The sequence below is a fragment of the Chryseobacterium hilariae genome (assembly GCF_051400735.1).
Taxonomy (GTDB): domain Bacteria; phylum Bacteroidota; class Bacteroidia; order Flavobacteriales; family Weeksellaceae; genus Chryseobacterium.
The window spans coordinates 804,308-820,553 of the sequence record NZ_JBLFFJ010000001.1 but is presented as its reverse complement, the minus strand read 5'-3'; the positions used below and the strand labels follow the sequence as shown (position 1 = coordinate 820,553).

Genomic DNA, 16,246 nt, shown 5'->3' with positions numbered 1-16,246 from the left:
AATGAACAACTCATCCAAAAAAATATCCGTTGTTGAGAAAATCGGCTACAGTTTAGGAGATTTAGCGGCCAATCTGGTTTTCCAGACGCTTGTAACGTATTTAGCTTATTTTTACACAGATATTTACGGATTAAAAGCGGAAGATGCATCCATTATCACCCTTACTGTAGGCTTATTGGCAGGTTTTGTATTCAACCCGGTGATTGGTGCTTTGGCAGACAGAACCCGGACAAAATGGGGTAAATTCCGTCCTTGGATTGTACTGTCCGCAATTCCACTGGGTGCAGCGGCACTCTTTGCATTTAGCACACCCGATTTTTCGTATAAGGGAAAAATGATTTATGCAGCAGTTACTTATTCTCTTTTGCTATTGCTTTATGCGGCCAATAATTTACCTTATGCTGCTTTGAGTGGTGTGATAACGGGAGATATGGGCGAAAGAAACAGTATTTCTTCCTACCGTTTTGTTGCCGTTATGTTTGCACAGTTTTTTGTTCAGGTATTTATGCTGCCTATTATTTTATCTGCAGGACATGGTGATAAAGCAGCCGGAATTGAAGTTGTAATGACCTGGCTCGCCATTATAGGAACGATCATGTTACTGATAACGTTTTTTACAACCAAAGAAAGGGTGATTCCAAAACCGGAGCAGGAATCGACTTTAGGTGCCGATTTAAAAGATTTAAAGAAAAATAAGCCATGGATTATCATGTTGATAGTTACCGCATTGATTTTCATTACATTGGCAATGAAAGGCGGATCATATGTCTATTATTTTAACAACTATGTAGATGAAGCATCGCTTCAGCAATTTATATCACCAATTACCAATTTCTTCAATTCCATTGGGATGAATTTCTTTGGAGAAGATCCACGGTCAGCAGGTTTTGGGCTCTTCAATGCAGGCGGGATTATCATGATGATTGTAGGGATTGCTTTTTCCAAAAAATTTGCCGACAAATATGGTAAGAAAGACGCATTCATCGCCTCATTGTTCATTTCAACATTGTTCGTATTGGCATTTATATTTTATCCGCCAAAATCGGTAGGGTTGATGTTCCTGTCACAGATTTTACACGGTTTCTTTTACGGAATCGGAACCCCTTTACTTTGGGCGATGATTGCAGATGTGGCGGATTATTCCGAGTGGAAAAATAACAGACGCGCAACAGCTATTATTTTCTCTGCGATGATGGTCGGCTTAAAGGTCGGCTTAAGTATCGGAAGTTCTTTGGTTGCACTGATTATCGGAAAATACGGTTACATTTCGTCAGAAGGTGCGATAAGCGTGGTACAGCCGGAAACTGTTTCCGAAGGAGCAAAAATGCTGGTCAGTGTATTTCCTTCCATTCCGTTCTTTTTAGCGTGCGGGTTGCTGATGTTCTATGAAATCAACAAAAAAATGGAAATCAGAATCGAGCAGGATTTGAAAGAAAGAAGAAAATCAACAGATTAATCAATTATATTTTTTGGACAGCTGATCCGTCTTCCACTCCCGCTTTTTTGTGCTGCTCTGCATCACAAAAAGAGCTCCGTTCAAGCCGGGCTGCGTGTGGTTCAGCGTATTAGAAATAATTAGAAAATTAAATTATGAAACGAATTATAGCATTATTGGGAATTTTAACCTTAACAGTATCATGCAAAACAGCAAGCACGGCAGGTTCTGATGCCACCCTGAAAAACGCATTCAAAAATAAATTCTACATCGGAACAGCACTGAGCCTTCCACAGATTCACGAAACAGAAGTAAAATCCGTTGGGATTATTAAAGATCAGTTCAGTTCCATTGTAGCGGAAAACTGTATGAAATCTATGTTCCTGCAGCCACAGGAAGGTAAATTCTTTTTTGATGATGCTGACCAGTTTGTGGCATTTGGAGAGAAAAATAAAATGTTTATCATCGGTCATACGTTGATCTGGCATTCTCAGCTGCCAAAATGGTTTTTCGTTGATAAAGACGGGAAAGACGTTTCTCAGGAAGTCCTTAAGCAGAGAATGAAAAATCACATCACCACGGTTGTAAGCAGATACAAAGGCCGCGTGAAAGGCTGGGATGTGGTTAACGAAGCCATCATGGAAGACGGTTCTTACCGGAAAAGTAAATTTTACGAAATACTGGGTGAAGAATTCATTCCGTTGGCATTTCAGTACGCGCAGGAAGCTGATCCGAATGCAGAATTGTATTACAATGATTACAACGAATGGTATCCCGGAAAAGTTCAGACCGTCAGCAAAATGGTGCAGAACCTGAAATCCAGAGGGATCCGCATCGATGGTGTTGGGATGCAGACTCACGTGGGTCTCGATACACCAATACTTGATGAATATGAAAAAGCAATTGTAGCTTATGCAGCAAATGGAGTGAAGGTTAATGTTACCGAAATGGAGATCAGCGCACTTCCGTCACCTTGGGGCACTTCTGCCAACGTTTCAGATACCATGGAATATCAGGCAAAAATGAATCCTTATAAGGCAGGGCTTCCCGAAAATGTAAAAGCAGAATGGGAAAACCGTTATCTGGATTTTTTCAGATTATTCCTGAAACATCAGGATAAAATCAGAAGAGTGACTTTGTGGGGTGTTACTGATGCCCAATCCTGGAAAAATGACTTCCCGGTGAGAGGAAGAACCGATTATCCATTACTTTTCGACCGGAATGATCAGACAAAACCTGTGGTGGGGAAAATCATTCAGCTAACAAAAGAAAAATAAATCTAATATCTAGTTTCTAAAATCTAACTTCTAATTAAAACAATGAAAAAATCAAAATATCTATTTCCGAAAGATTATATGGCAGACCCTTCCGTACACGTTTTTGAAGGCAAATTGTACATCTACCCGTCACACGACTGGGAAAGCGGAATGGAAGAGAATGACAATGGAGATCATTTTGATATGAATGATTATCACGTTTTCTCCCTTGATGACGTAGAAAACGGCGAAATTACAGATCATGGTGTTGTCCTTTCAGTAAAAGATATTCCGTGGTCGGGTAGACAGTTGTGGGATTGCGATGTGGCGTATAAAAACGGCAAATATTATATGTATTTTCCTTTAAAAGATAAAAACGATATTTTCAGAATTGGTGTTGCGGTAAGCGACAAACCTTACGGACCATTTATTCCGGAGAAACACCCGATGATGGGAAGTTACAGCATCGATCCTTGTATTTTTGAAGAGGATGGAAAATATTATATGTATTTTGGTGGAATCTGGGGCGGGCAACTGCAACGTTACAAAAACAACAAAGCCCTTGAGTCTGCGGTTCTTCCCAATGAAAATGAACCGGCAATTCCTTCAAAAATAGCTTTGCTGAGTGACGATATGCTGGAATTCGGGGAAGAGCCGAAAGATATTTTAATTCTTGATGAAAATGGAAATCCATTGCTTCACGGAGACAAACATCGCTTTTTCGAAGCATCCTGGATGCACAAATACAACGGCACCTATTATTTTTCATATTCTACCGGTGATACGCATTTGATATGTTATGCAACGGGAGACAATCCTTATGGGCCATTTACTTTTCAGGGAGAGATTCTGACGCCTGTTGTTGGATGGACAACCCATCACAGTATTGTAGAGTTTAAAGGGAAATGGTACCTGTTCTTCCACGATTGTGTTCCGAGTGAAGGAAAAACCTGGCTCAGAAGTATGAAAGTTATTGAGCTTGAATACGACAATGACGGTAAAATTAAAACCATTGAAGGAATGGAAGATTAATTAAAGCAAAATGGCTTTAGCCGTTTGAATAGAAAGATCCGATCTGGCTTTAGCCAAAACATATAAAATCAAAAATTTGAAAAATTACCCAATGAATCATTTCCGTTTATATATCCTATTATTTTTAATGATTCCGTTTACTGTTTTTGCAGAAGACGGAAGTCAGCTTTGGCTCCGGTTTCCGGCAAAAAATGGAGTGTCCTCAGACAAAATTATTTCCAAGGGAAACAATCCGACTTTAAATATTGCCAAAAAAGAATTAATGAATCATTGGCAAGGACAGGCTGTGGAACTTCGTACAGATAAATCATTAAAAAATCTGAAAGGTGGTTATACAATAAAATCAGTTCAGAACAAATTGGTCATTTCTGCTGAAAAAGAAATCGGATTGTTGTATGGAGTGTATCATATTTTACGTTTACAACAGACAAAATCTGCATTGACAAATCTTAATATTACCGAAAAACCTTCGTATGATGTCAGAATTCTCAACCATTGGGATAATCTGGACGGGACGATTGAGCGTGGTTATGCAGGACATTCACTTTGGAAATGGGAAGATTTACCGGATACAATTTCCCCGAGATATGAAGAATATGCAAGAGCCAATGCCTCGATCGGAATTAATGCAACCGTTCTCAATAATGTGAATGCATCACCCAATATGCTCCGTAAAGACTATCTTGAAAAAGTAAAAATTCTCGCAGACATTTTCAGACCTTACGGGATCAAGGTATACCTCTCAGTTAATTTTTCGTCTCCAAAAGTTTTAGGCGGACTTCAGAACTCCGACCCTTTAAACAAAGATGTCCAGAAATGGTGGAAAGATAAAGCCTCAGAGATTTACAAATTAATTCCGGACTTTGGAGGTTTTTTGGTGAAAGCCAATTCCGAGGGGCAACCCGGACCTCAGGATTATGGAAGAACACATGCAGACGGAGCCAATATGATGGCAGACGTTCTGAAGCCTTACGGAGGAATCGTAATGTGGAGAGCTTTTGTGTATAGTCCCAGCAAAGAAGACCGCGCAAAACAAGCCTATCTGGAATTCGTTCCCCTTGATGGGAAATTCAGAGATAATGTTATTGTTCAGATTAAAAACGGACCTGTTGATTTTCAGCCCCGTGAAGCGTTTAACCCACTTTTTGGAGCGCTGAAGAAAACTTCTGAAATGGTTGAGTTTCAAATTACTCAGGAATATTTAGGGCAAGCCAATCATCTGGTTTATCTCGCTCCATTGTTTAAGGAAACACTGGACAGCGATACCTATTCTGACGGAAAAGGTTCTACGATTGCTAAAATTACGGACGGAACGCTAAGACCTGCGAAAATTACGGCTATTTCTGCGGTTTCCAATATCGGGGAAGATAAAAACTGGACGGGTCATCATTTTGCACAAGCCAATTGGTACGCTTTCGGACGTCTGGCGTGGAACCACGATCTGACTTCTGAACAGATTGCTGAAGAATGGATTAAAATGACGTTTACCGATAATGACAAATTCCTCAGTCCTGTGAAAGAAATGATGCTGACATCAAGGGAAACGGCAGTGGATTATATGATGCCTCTTGGTTTGCACCATATCTTTGCAGGAATGCACCATTATGGACCTGAACCTTGGGGCGATTACAAAGGAACTAGAGCAGATTGGTCGCCAGTTTATTACCACAAAGCTGATGCAAATGGAGTAGGTTTTGACAGAACTAAAACCGGAAGTAATGCAGTTTCAGATTATTTCCCTCCTTTGAATGAAGTGTATGGAAATATCAAAACCTGCCCTGAAAACCTGATTCTCTGGTTTCATCATGTTCCGTGGAATTATCAGATGAAAGATGGCAAAACTTTGTGGGAAGAATTATCTTACAAATACAATACAGGCGTTAAAAATGTACGCGAATATCAAAAAGTCTGGGACAAAATGCAGCCTTATGTTGATGAAGAACGATTCCAGAACGTTCAATCAAAATTAAAAATTCAGGCAAAAGATGCCGTTTGGTGGAAAGATGCGTGTCTGCTGTATTTTCAGACCTTTTCGAAAATGCCGATTCCTTATGACATCGAGCGACCGGTTCACGAACTGGAAGATTTAAAGAAAATTAAGCTCAATATGGGACATCATAATTAGAATGGCTAATTAAATTTCCAGTATTCAATTTATCATTAAACTAAATCTCATCTTGATTATAATGAGCAAAATTTGCTCATTTATTTAATTAAGTGTAATTTTAACACTTATAACCTTAACAATTTATTTTATGAAATTTTTTATAGACACGGCGAATCTTGCTATGATTGAAGAAGCCAATGCTTTGGGTATTCTGGATGGCGTTACGACCAATCCGTCTCTGATGGCAAAAGAAGGGATTTCCGGAAAAGAAAATATTCTTAACCATTACCTTAAAATCTGTGATATCGTTGATGGCGATATAAGTGCCGAAGTTATCGGAATTGCTTATGACGAAATGATTCAGGAAGGAGAGGAGCTGGCAGCCCTGCACCCGCAGATCGTGGTAAAAGTTCCTGTTACTAAAGACGGAATTAAAGCGATCAAATATTTTTCACAAAAGGGAATCAGAACAAATTGTACTTTAATTTTTTCCGCCGGACAGGCACTTTTAGCTGCGAAAGCAGGAGCAACGTATGTTTCACCATTTTTGGGCAGGCTGGATGATGTTTCTACGGACGGTTTGAATTTAATTGAAGAAATCAGAACCATTTATGATAATTTCGGATTCGAAACGCAGATTTTAGCGGCTTCCGTAAGACACAGTATGCACATCATCAATTGTGCAAAAATAGGTGCAGATGTTGTTACCTGTCCTTTGCCACCCATTTTGTCATTGCTAAAACATCCGTTAACAGACAGCGGTTTGGAACAGTTTATCAAAGATTCACAAAAAATGAAATAAATATATGCAGCACGATATTTCAAAACTCAAAAATATCGCTTCCCAGGTAAGAAGAGATATTGTAAGAATGGTTCATGCCTGCCAATCGGGTCATCCTGGAGGTTCGCTCGGGTGTGCCGACTTTTTGGTTGCTCTTTATTTTGATGCGATGAAAAGAAAGGAGGGATTTGATATGAATGGAAAAGGTGAAGACGTATTTTATCTTTCCAACGGCCATATTTCTCCGGTTTTTTATAGTGTTTTGGCACATGCGGGTTATTTTGATAAGTCAGAATTAGCCACTTTCAGAAAACTGAATTCAAGACTGCAGGGACACCCCACCACACACGAACATCTTCCCGGGGTCCGCGTTGCATCAGGTTCTCTTGGGCAGGGCATGTCAGTGGCCATTGGTCACGCAGTTGGTAAAAAGCTGGACAAAGATGAAAATTTAGTGTTCACGCTCCACGGTGATGGCGAACTACAGGAGGGGCAGAACTGGGAAGCCATTATGTACGCTTCTCACAATAAAGTAGATAATCTCATTGCGACAGTAGATTACAACGGCCAGCAGATTGACGGACCCACTTCAAAAGTACTTTCTCTAGGCAACCTTAAAGCCAAATTTGAAGCCTTTGACTGGAAAGTTCTTGAAGTGGAAAATGGAAATGATATGGACGAAGTTCTTAGAGTTTTAGATGAAGCGAAGTCGTTGACAGGACAAGGACAGCCTATTTGTATTCTGCTAAAAACCGGAATGGGCTATGGTGTAGATTATATGATGGGAAGCCACGCCTGGCACGGAAAAGCGCCTAATGATGAGCAATTGGCAAAAGCATTAGACCAGCTTGAAGAAACTTTGGGAGATTATTAAACAGATATCAAATGAAAAAATATACTTATACAGAAAAAAAAGATACCAGAAGCGGTTTTGGAGCCGGTCTTGCAGAATTGGCGGACAAGAATTCTGATGTCGTAGCTCTTTGTGCAGATCTTATCGGTTCCCTGAAAATGGAAAAATTTATTGAAAAGGCACCGGAGCGTTTTTTCCAGATCGGAATTGCAGAAGCCAATATGATTGGTATTGCAGCAGGTTTGGCAACAGAAGGCAAAATTCCATTTACGGGAACCTTTGCCAATTTTTCTACCGGAAGAGTGTACGACCAGATTCGTCAGTCGGTGGCTTATTCCGGCAAAAACGTGAAAATCTGTGCTTCGCATGCGGGCCTTACTTTAGGCGAAGACGGCGCAACACACCAGATTCTGGAAGATATTGGGCTGATGAAAATGCTTCCGGGAATGACTGTTATCAATACCTGCGACTACAACCAGACCAAAGCAGCAACCATTGCTATTGCAGATTATGAAGGTCCGGTTTATCTGCGTTTCGGAAGACCTGTAATTCCTGTTTTTACCGATGAAAATCAAACTTTTGAAATCGGGAAAGCCTGGGTGGTAAACGAAGGAAAAGATGTGACAGTCATTGCAACAGGACATTTGGTTTGGGAAGCGATAAAAGCTGGAGAAATCCTGGAAGAGCAGGGAATTGATGCTGAAATTATCAATATCCACACCATCAAACCTTTAGATGCTGAGGCCATTCTTAATTCGGTTAAAAAAACAGGATGTGTGGTTACTGCCGAAGAACATAACAGATTAGGAGGTCTGGGCGACAGCGTTGCACAGCTCCTGATCACGGAACATCTTGCGCCACAGGAATATGTTGCCGTAAACGACAGTTTTGGTGAAAGCGGAACACCTGATCAACTGATGGAAAAATATGGGCTGACGGCCTATGATATTGTGGAAGCAGCAAAAAAAGTTATAAAAAGAAAGGAATTGAATGCTTTTTAAATTTATGCTCAATTCACCTAAAAGTATACATTGCAGTTATTTATGAAGGAGAAATTAGTTAATGATACAACAGAAGCATTCCAGGCTTTCTTTCATTCAGATCCGGAAAATATTTTTCTGGCTCCGGGAAGAATCAACATTATTGGTGAACATGTTGATTACAGCGATGGTTTCGTACTTCCAGCAGCTATTGACAAATACATTTGCTTTGCTGTAAAAAAAATTGAGGACTCGGAAACCTGTACCTTTTTTGCTAAAGACTTTGACGATTCTTTTAGTTTTAATATCAACCAAAAGCAAAGTCCTGTTTCGCAGACCTGGGTCAATTATTTACTGGGCGTATTTAATGCTGTTCAGGAAAGTGGGAAAAAGACCGGTGGTTTACAAATTGCTTTTAGCAGTACCATTCCGATGGGTTCCGGCTTATCTTCATCAGCAGCGCTGGAATGTGGATTCGCCTTTATTCTGAACCAGATTTTTGATTTAAATTTAAGCAGGAAAGATCTGGCTCTTATAGGTCAGAAATCCGAACATACCTTTGTTGGAGTACAATGTGGAATTATGGACCAGTTTGCCTCTGTTTTCGGTAAAGAACATCAGGTGATCATGCTGGACTGCCATTCTCTGGAACACCAGTATTTCGAAGCTAATCTGGAAGGTTACAGCCTTGTACTTTTCGATAGCTGCGTAAAACATACCCATCTCACTTCCGGCTACAACAACAGGAGAAAAGATGTGGATCAAGGAAAAAGAATATTGTGGGAAAAATTCCCTGAAATCGAGAAGTTCAGAGATTTCAGTTTTTCAATGCTGGATGCAGTCAGATCGGAAATAGGAGAGACCTCATACAAAAGGTGCCTGTATCTTTTAAAGGAAATCAAAAGAGTCGAAAAGGCTGCCAAAGCTTTATCAGAAGGCGATGTAAAATATCTGGGTAAACTTCTTACCGAAACCCATTCCGGACTTTCTACTGAATTTGAAGTGAGTTGCGAAGAGCTCGATTTTCTGGTAAAGAAAACCATAAAAGAAAATGGCGTTTTGGGGGCAAGAATTATGGGAGGCGGCTTTGGTGGATGCAGCATCAATCTGATTAAAGATGAAAATGTAAATGAAGTGATTAAAAATATCAGTGCAGCGTACAAAGCCGGTTTTAGCATTGAAATGAAAGTGTACCGTGTAAAAATATCAGATGGAATTAAAGAATACAAAAGAAATGAATTCGTCATTTAATCAGAAAAAACATCCTCACCGAAGATACAACCCACTTTTGGATGAATGGATTCTGGTTTCGCCGCAAAGGGCAAACCGGCCTTGGCAGGGACAAACCGAAAAAATAGCCGAAGAAAAACTTCCGGTTCACGACTCAGATTGTTATTTATGTTCCGGAAATCTCCGCGTAAATGGAGAAAGAAATCCCGATTATAAAGGTGTTTATGTTTTTGAAAATGATTTTGGTTCTTTAATGAGAGATGATGTTGAATTCTCTGATGAAAATGCAGATTTATTTGCATTGAAACCAGAGCGGGGAATTAACAGGGTGATTTGTTTTTCAGAAAATCACAGCCTTACTTTACCGGAAATGCAAGTTGGTGACATCAAAAAAGTAGTTGACGTGTGGCAACAGCAATATGAGGAATTGGGAGCTGAAAATTACATCAATCATGTTCAGATTTTTGAGAATAAAGGAAGTGTGATGGGATGTAGTAATCCGCATCCTCACGGACAAATCTGGGCACAATCTTCTATTCCTTCGACGGTTTTGAGAACGCAGGAAAACCTGAAAAAATATTTTGAAAAAAACGGAAGTTTTCTGCTGGAAGATTATATCAAAAAAGAATTGGAAATCGAAGAAAGAGTCATTCTTGAAAATAAGGATTTTGTAGCTGTTGTTCCATTCTGGGCAGTGTGGCCTTACGAAACAATGATTGTAAGCAAAAGAAAAGCTGAAAATATTCTGCAGTTTTCTGATTCAGAAAAGCATTCATTAGCATCAATAATAAAGGATTTAACAATCTTATACGACAATCTTTTTGAAATCTCTTTTCCATATTCAGCGGGAATTCATCAAGCGCCAACGGATGGAAAGCCACATCCGGAATGGCATTTTCACATGCATTTTTACCCTCCTTTACTCCGAAATGCTGAAGTAAAAAAATTTATGGTTGGTTACGAAATGCTGGCAGAAGCACAGCGCGATCTCACACCGGAACAAAGTGCGGAAATATTGCAGGATCTTTCAATGGTACATTACAAAAATGTATAAATAAAAGAGCTTACCTTTGCATTGTCAATTTTAAATGAATTATCATCAAAAAATTCAAATGGAATTTTTTTGTAAAGAATACTATTATGACAGATATTAAACTGATTGTCACAGATATGGACGGTACTTTTCTCAATTCAGATTATGAAGTAAGTCCCAACTTTCCTTCCGTATTTAAAGAACTGAAAAAAAGGAATATCCTGTTTGTTCCTGCAAGCGGCAGACAAATGCCGGGTATTACCCAATATTTTGAGGATATTAAAAATGAGATCGGTTTTATTGCAGAAAATGGAGGATATGTTATTTACAAAAATAAAGAGCTTTTTGCAGATAAATTAGAACATCAGTTTATTGTTGATATTACAGCGGCTGTCCGGGAAATTCCCGGTGCCAGAGCAGTTTTGTCTGCAAAAAAGAAAGCGTATTATGAAAGTGATGATCAGCAATTTATTGATTATTTTACAAAATATTATACTGAAAATCAAAAAGTAAATGATTTGGGAGAAGAAGTGGATGATGATGCATTCAAGATCGCCGTTTATCATCCCGGGGGTTCTGAAAAGAATCTTTACCCTTTCCTGAAAAAGTTCCGGGAAAATAATCTGGAAGTCGTTGTATCTGGAAAATACTGGCTTGATATTATGAATAAGGATATTAACAAGGGCAATGCACTGGAAAAGTTACAGAATCTTCTGAATATTACACCGTCCCAAACCATGTCTTTCGGAGATTATATGAATGATATCACGATGCTGGAAAGGTCAAAATATTCTTATGCAATGGAAAATGCTCATCCTTCTGTAAAAGACGCCGCCAGCTTTTCTACACTTTCAAATGATGATTTTGGCGTCTTAGAAACTATCAGTGAATATTTAAAAATCTAATGATAAGAATTTAGAGAGAAACCACAAAACAACTTTCTGAAAGGGTTTTTCGTTTATGTGGGAAACTGCTCTATACTGTTAAAGATCTTAATACAATACCACTAGATTTGAATATACAAACGCACTAGGAATTGCCAAAACCTTAATACTGAACAGCTGTATAAGGATGAAAAATTTGCCTATAAGATTCTGAACGATACAATTTAGAATTTGAAAATAGTGAAATAATATCTGAAACTGTATGAACGTAGTACAGTTACTAGATAAGCCACATTATTCTTTGTATTGAATAGCTTTGTCAATCTCAACAGGATTATTGTATTTTCTGATTACTTCCTGCATGTTTCTTGTCTGAGCATTCAGCTCGTCTACAGTGTGGATTTCTTTTCCGTTGATGTTGATCTTTAAATTAGTATTTGTTTTGCTGAAATTATTTCTTTCAAAGGCAAAAGGATCATTGTAAAAATCATACATCAGCTTCACTTTTTGCTTTTCATTGATGGTTATTGCCCTGTTGCCGAAGTTCGATTCTATCAGATGATCAGTTGAAAAAGTGCCTGAGAGCTTCTGGCTTTTTATCAAACTATAAATGAAATTCTTTTTTGAGTCTGAAAGCTCAAAAATCAGTCCCGGAAGACCCCGGAATTTATAAGGTCCTTCATTAAAAGGAATATCCTTACAGAACCAGGCTGTCCAGTCCCTTCCACCAAATCGGGTAAGGGCCTTTTGAAGGGTGTAATTTTCTACTTTTTTTGTCTCATTCGTAATAATCCAATTCATTTTATCCGTTGTTCTGAATGAATAATATCCTTCTTTAATCGCAATGAAATTTGTATTATCATATGTATTGACCTTTCTTTTTACGATCTGTCCGGACATATCGGTATGGCTGTTGTTGGTCCCGAATTTTTTGTTTAAAGAATCAGTTACCACTAAATTATGACCATAAAATTTGACCTCCTTTGGACTAATGTCCAAGAGCATATTCAGTTTTTCATAACCTGCTTCGGTCGAATCCATTTTGTACTGTAACTGATAAATAAATCTATGGGTCTGGGCATGAATGGATAGAGAAAAGAGCAATGTTAATAGGGCAAAAATATTTTTCATAAATAATTACTTTATATGATATATGATGCTTTAGTGCAGATGTAGATGTTTAGGTACGTTTTCACTTTTTGATCCACTGTAGCCAGTTTAAGATGGCGATGGATAAAGAAGATTAAAGAATAGGTGGTTTTATATTTCTCCGCAATGGGATAAATTAAAAAAGCTCAAAATAGGATTCCAAAGGAGAATTGTTTGAAAGACTGGTAAAAAGTAATTTTTGAAAAAAAAGGAGTACACTGATGTTGCACTCCTTATTGTTTTTTATGGCTCAAGACCAGGACCACCACATGAATTATAAGGAACGCATGTTAATTTGTCATTTACAAAACACATCCTAACACAATCTGCACCTCCAACAATTGTTTTTAATTCTGCTTTGTTAAGCTTTTTTAAATTTTTCATATTAATAATATTTTATATTGTAGAACAAATCTCAAAAATAATTACTACATAATAGTAAAATTAACAAATTTTAACTTTCAAAATTCATTATTAATGGCTGTCAAATACACGAGAAGTCAAATTAGTGGCTTCTGAAATCATTTTAAATTTGTGTTGCAAAATACCATAAACACTAATCTTAGGGGATTTTTAATGGTCAAATTTGCATATATTGCCGTTTAACTTTTAAGGAACTTTTGAAGCTTTCTATATTTTGGAAGTTAATGGAAATCAGATAAGCAATATTCATGCGAACAAAAATATTAATTACTGGTGGCTCCGGAAAAATTGCCAGCCACTTTATCAAATCTTTTTCCGATCGATATCAATTTAGGATTTTCGATCTTCACCCTTCTAAGATTCAGGATATCCCTTTGGAATATTTTCAGGGAAATCTTACGGATAAAGACTATCTCGTAGAAGCGTGCAGAGATATGGACATTGTTATCCATTTAGGTGGAATTGCCAATCCGGATGCCACTTTTAGTGATCTGTTGGATGCCAACATCATTGGAACGAAAAATATTGTTGATGCATGTATCGCAGCCGGCTGTAAAAAAATTATTTATGCAAGCAGTGCACAAACAATAGAAGGCTATCCAAAAGATATTCAGATTAATACAGAGATGGCTGTAAAGCCTGGAAATTTATATGGTGTTTCTAAATGTTTCGGGGAAGCTCTGCTCTCATACCACTGTTCTAGCACTGAGTTAAGCGCAATATGCCTTAGGATTGGAGCGTATGAATTTCCAGAAGATTTTACGGAAATGGATGCGCGGGATATGAGTGCTTATTTACATCCCGATGATTTAAATCAATTGCTACAACTATGTATTGAATCTGATATAAAATTTAAGATATTAAATGCTATTTCAAATAATACTTATAAACGACTAGATATCCAGGAAACTAAACTGCTTACAGGGTTTGATCCCAAGTATAATTCTTTCGATTTATTTAAGCTAAAAAAACAATAATCAGTTGATAGTGGGTAATATAACCCATTTTCCATTTATTTGTCTATGCTAGAATGGCTTAAAAATAGAACGCTGAATGATATGAACAAACGCCGGTCGTGAAATTCTACAGGGCTAATGCTGAGATAGGAGGCTACATGAAAGATCGAGAGAATTGTTTTAGGAAATAATGATAGCGCTCATTGATAGACACAACCTCGCAATCTAATTCAATTTGAGGGCTGCCTGACCAAAAAAAATAATAAAAATAAACGGTGTGATTTTTGTAAAATAAAATCATAACGACTTAAAGCTAATATCATGGTAAATATCAAATCACAAAAAAGTCAGCAAAATCAAAACGAATTTTTGGATCTGAGAACTATGAATTCCAAATAACAGCTTTTAGAAAAGTTATTTAAATATAGTAAAAACCTAATAAAAAAATATCATGAACGTAAAACGAATATTTGGAGCAATACTTACAATACTTGGAATTGTGGGTATGATTTATACAGGATATGAATTGATCAACAAAAGTTCTGCATATACTACATTATCTGTAGTTGGCGTGATTGGTTTGATCTTCTTTTTTTCCGGAATAGGCCTTGTAAAGAATACAAAAGATGAAGCCTAGTAAATAGCCTGAATTCGGGATAAAGATTAAAATAACCGCAAGGATAAGCAAAGCTTTAAAAAGCATTCATTGGATTTTTTTAAGATAGACAGAGCTGTTTCACTAATTGGTAAGCAATACAGGGAAATGTATTGGTCTTACTTTGCTGAATGAAATATCCTTGTTTTCTTATTAATAAAAATTTGTATCAAGTATTAAAATTTACAGTTTATTTGTCAATTTTTATATTTGTACTATATTTTTTTGAGGTTCGGTTAATGTTTACCTACCGAACATGCTTGCCTATAGACAAGTTATCGAGAAATATCAAAAGTGAAATCAGATATCTACAATAATCTCTATACACAAAAAAGCCTTAGAAGTTTTGATTCTAAGGCTTTTTTATTTTTGGTGACTATGGTTACCAAAGAGTTGATAACTTTTAACTTAATATATCACATGGTACTACACAAATTACCCAGGGACATCTTTTTATTCCCGGAGGTGGGCAGCATGCTTCGGAACAGCTTAATGCCCCGCCATTAATGTTCTTCAACTGATCTCTTGTAATTTTCTTAAAATTTTTCATAATAAAGAAATTTAGTTAAACTTAAAGTTTAGGGCTGGTTTCCACCGCCACATCCATCATATGGCATGCATTGCCATTTTCCGCTGATTAAGCAAATTTGACCACCCGGGCAGTTAATACCACCTTTAATTGCCTTCATTTCCTGTCTTTCGATTTTTTTTAAATTTTTCATAAAAATTAGGTTTAGTTCTATCCGAAATTAATAAATTTTATTCAATTCAGAGGAATTATTTATAAAAATATTTATCTTAAAGGAATATTCTTCTGTGATATTTTACTTTAAACTCTTTTTAATTCAAGTAATATAACATGTGAAAAAGGATCTTAATATTTTTAAACAGAATCTATAAAAATTGATTTCGTTCATATAAAATCTTGTCTTGTGACAAGTTAGCTTTCGTTTTGGCTTGGTAACTTTGAGTAAAAGTTTCGATCCGGAAGCTTTTGTCTTAACAGGAAAGCAATGTGAACATTAAAAGGAGTAATTATATTACAAGTGTATGAGTAAGATTATAAATTAACTATTTTCTATAACTTAAAAATATTATATGAACACAAAATTTCAGGCAGGAATTAATATAGCCATAAAAATTCCAAAAAATAAATATGAGAAAACGGTTGCTTTTTACAAGGATATTCTTAAGCTGGATGTTGAAGAAAAACCGATTGCCAATCCGACTGTTTCCAGAACATACGAAGTGAAATTCGGTAATAATATTATATGGTTGGATTGTGTGGACAACTATACCCATTCCGAAACCTGGTTACAGCTTACTGTTCCCAACGTAGAAGAAGCAACAAAGTATTTACAGTCGAACGGTGTGGAGACCTGCGACGAAATTGAAGAACTTCCTGAAAATATGCATTGGATTACTGACCCGGCAGGTACGGTTTTCAATATACAGGAAACGCCAAAATAACA

Annotated in this window: 17 protein-coding genes; 13 read left to right on the top strand and 4 right to left on the bottom strand. The window is 37.3% G+C overall.

Features of this window, described 5'->3' with window-relative positions:
• Position 1 precedes the first annotated feature (1 nt).
• The 10 genes from ACMGDK_RS03945 to ACMGDK_RS03900 all read left to right on the top strand — a co-directional run bounded on the left by ACMGDK_RS03945 (position 2) and on the right by ACMGDK_RS03900 (position 11,612).
• Entirely contained in the window at positions 2 to 1,456 is a 1,455-nt protein-coding gene (locus ACMGDK_RS03945) for an MFS transporter (protein WP_436806723.1), read from the top strand.
• Between the two features lie 134 nt (positions 1,457 to 1,590).
• Positions 1,591 to 2,712 (top strand): endo-1,4-beta-xylanase, encoded by a 1,122-nt coding sequence (locus ACMGDK_RS03940; protein ID WP_436806722.1) that lies wholly within the window; start codon positions 1,591 to 1,593, stop codon positions 2,710 to 2,712.
• 42 nt (positions 2,713 to 2,754) lie between these two features.
• The gene (locus ACMGDK_RS03935) at positions 2,755 to 3,723 is read left to right on the top strand and encodes a glycoside hydrolase family 43 protein (protein ID WP_436806721.1); all 969 of its coding nucleotides are present in this window, start codon (positions 2,755 to 2,757) and stop codon (positions 3,721 to 3,723) included.
• A gap of 91 nt (positions 3,724 to 3,814) precedes the next feature.
• Positions 3,815 to 5,848, top strand: a complete 2,034-nt coding sequence (locus tag ACMGDK_RS03930) for an alpha-glucuronidase (RefSeq protein ID WP_436806720.1) — start codon at positions 3,815 to 3,817, stop codon at positions 5,846 to 5,848.
• Positions 5,849 to 5,978: 130 nt separating this feature from the next.
• Positions 5,979 to 6,632, top strand: coding sequence for a fructose-6-phosphate aldolase (gene fsa / locus ACMGDK_RS03925; RefSeq protein WP_111952829.1), 654 nt, complete (start codon positions 5,979 to 5,981; stop codon positions 6,630 to 6,632).
• A gap of 4 nt (positions 6,633 to 6,636) precedes the next feature.
• The gene (locus ACMGDK_RS03920) at positions 6,637 to 7,485 is read left to right on the top strand and encodes a transketolase (RefSeq protein WP_436806719.1); all 849 of its coding nucleotides are present in this window, start codon (positions 6,637 to 6,639) and stop codon (positions 7,483 to 7,485) included.
• An 11-nt stretch (positions 7,486 to 7,496) separates the two neighbouring features.
• On the top strand, positions 7,497 to 8,465 hold the full coding sequence (locus ACMGDK_RS03915) for a transketolase family protein (RefSeq protein ID WP_436806718.1): 969 nt from the start codon (positions 7,497 to 7,499) through the stop codon (positions 8,463 to 8,465).
• A gap of 42 nt (positions 8,466 to 8,507) precedes the next feature.
• Positions 8,508 to 9,695 carry a galactokinase gene (galK, locus tag ACMGDK_RS03910; protein WP_436806717.1) on the top strand — a complete coding sequence of 396 codons (1,188 nt, stop codon included), beginning with the start codon at positions 8,508 to 8,510 and terminating at the stop codon, positions 9,693 to 9,695.
• A complete protein-coding gene (locus ACMGDK_RS03905; RefSeq protein ID WP_436806716.1) occupies positions 9,655 to 10,728 on the top strand; it encodes a UDP-glucose--hexose-1-phosphate uridylyltransferase in 1,074 nt (357 codons plus the stop codon). The genes galK and ACMGDK_RS03905 overlap by 41 nt, the downstream gene beginning before the upstream one ends.
• An 86-nt stretch (positions 10,729 to 10,814) precedes the next feature.
• Positions 10,815 to 11,612 carry an HAD family hydrolase gene (locus tag ACMGDK_RS03900; RefSeq protein WP_436806715.1) on the top strand — a complete coding sequence of 266 codons (798 nt, stop codon included), beginning with the start codon at positions 10,815 to 10,817 and terminating at the stop codon, positions 11,610 to 11,612.
• 273 nt (positions 11,613 to 11,885) lie between these two features.
• Here the strand turns inward: ACMGDK_RS03900 and ACMGDK_RS03895 are convergent, their stop codons facing one another.
• Both ACMGDK_RS03895 and ACMGDK_RS03890 read right to left on the bottom strand, forming a co-directional pair.
• Entirely contained in the window at positions 11,886 to 12,722 is an 837-nt protein-coding gene (locus ACMGDK_RS03895) for a GLPGLI family protein (protein WP_436806714.1), read from the bottom strand.
• A 261-nt stretch (positions 12,723 to 12,983) separates the two neighbouring features.
• Complete coding sequence (locus ACMGDK_RS03890; RefSeq protein WP_436806713.1) at positions 12,984 to 13,124, bottom strand: bacteriocin-like protein; 141 nt, start codon at positions 13,122 to 13,124, stop codon at positions 12,984 to 12,986.
• A 287-nt stretch (positions 13,125 to 13,411) separates the two neighbouring features.
• On the opposite strand from ACMGDK_RS03890, the gene ACMGDK_RS03885 reads away from it, so the two are divergent.
• Together ACMGDK_RS03885 and ACMGDK_RS03880 are read left to right on the top strand one after the other, a co-directional pair.
• A complete protein-coding gene (locus tag ACMGDK_RS03885) occupies positions 13,412 to 14,140 on the top strand; it encodes an NAD-dependent epimerase/dehydratase family protein (protein WP_436806712.1) in 729 nt (242 codons plus the stop codon).
• Between the two features lie 430 nt (positions 14,141 to 14,570).
• Positions 14,571 to 14,756 carry a hypothetical protein gene (locus ACMGDK_RS03880; RefSeq protein ID WP_436806711.1) on the top strand — a complete coding sequence of 62 codons (186 nt, stop codon included), beginning with the start codon at positions 14,571 to 14,573 and terminating at the stop codon, positions 14,754 to 14,756.
• Positions 14,757 to 15,177: 421 nt separating this feature from the next.
• Here ACMGDK_RS03880 and ACMGDK_RS03875 read toward each other — a convergent pair whose 3' ends face one another.
• Complete coding sequence (locus tag ACMGDK_RS03875; RefSeq protein WP_436806710.1) at positions 15,178 to 15,324, bottom strand: bacteriocin-like protein; 147 nt, start codon at positions 15,322 to 15,324, stop codon at positions 15,178 to 15,180.
• Positions 15,325 to 15,352: 28 nt separating this feature from the next.
• A complete protein-coding gene (locus ACMGDK_RS03870; protein ID WP_426048842.1) occupies positions 15,353 to 15,496 on the bottom strand; it encodes a bacteriocin-like protein in 144 nt (47 codons plus the stop codon).
• Positions 15,497 to 15,872: 376 nt separating this feature from the next.
• On the opposite strand from ACMGDK_RS03870, the gene ACMGDK_RS03865 reads away from it, so the two are divergent.
• The gene (locus ACMGDK_RS03865) at positions 15,873 to 16,244 is read left to right on the top strand and encodes a VOC family protein (RefSeq protein ID WP_436806709.1); all 372 of its coding nucleotides are present in this window, start codon (positions 15,873 to 15,875) and stop codon (positions 16,242 to 16,244) included.
• Positions 16,245 to 16,246: the final 2 nt, after the last annotated feature.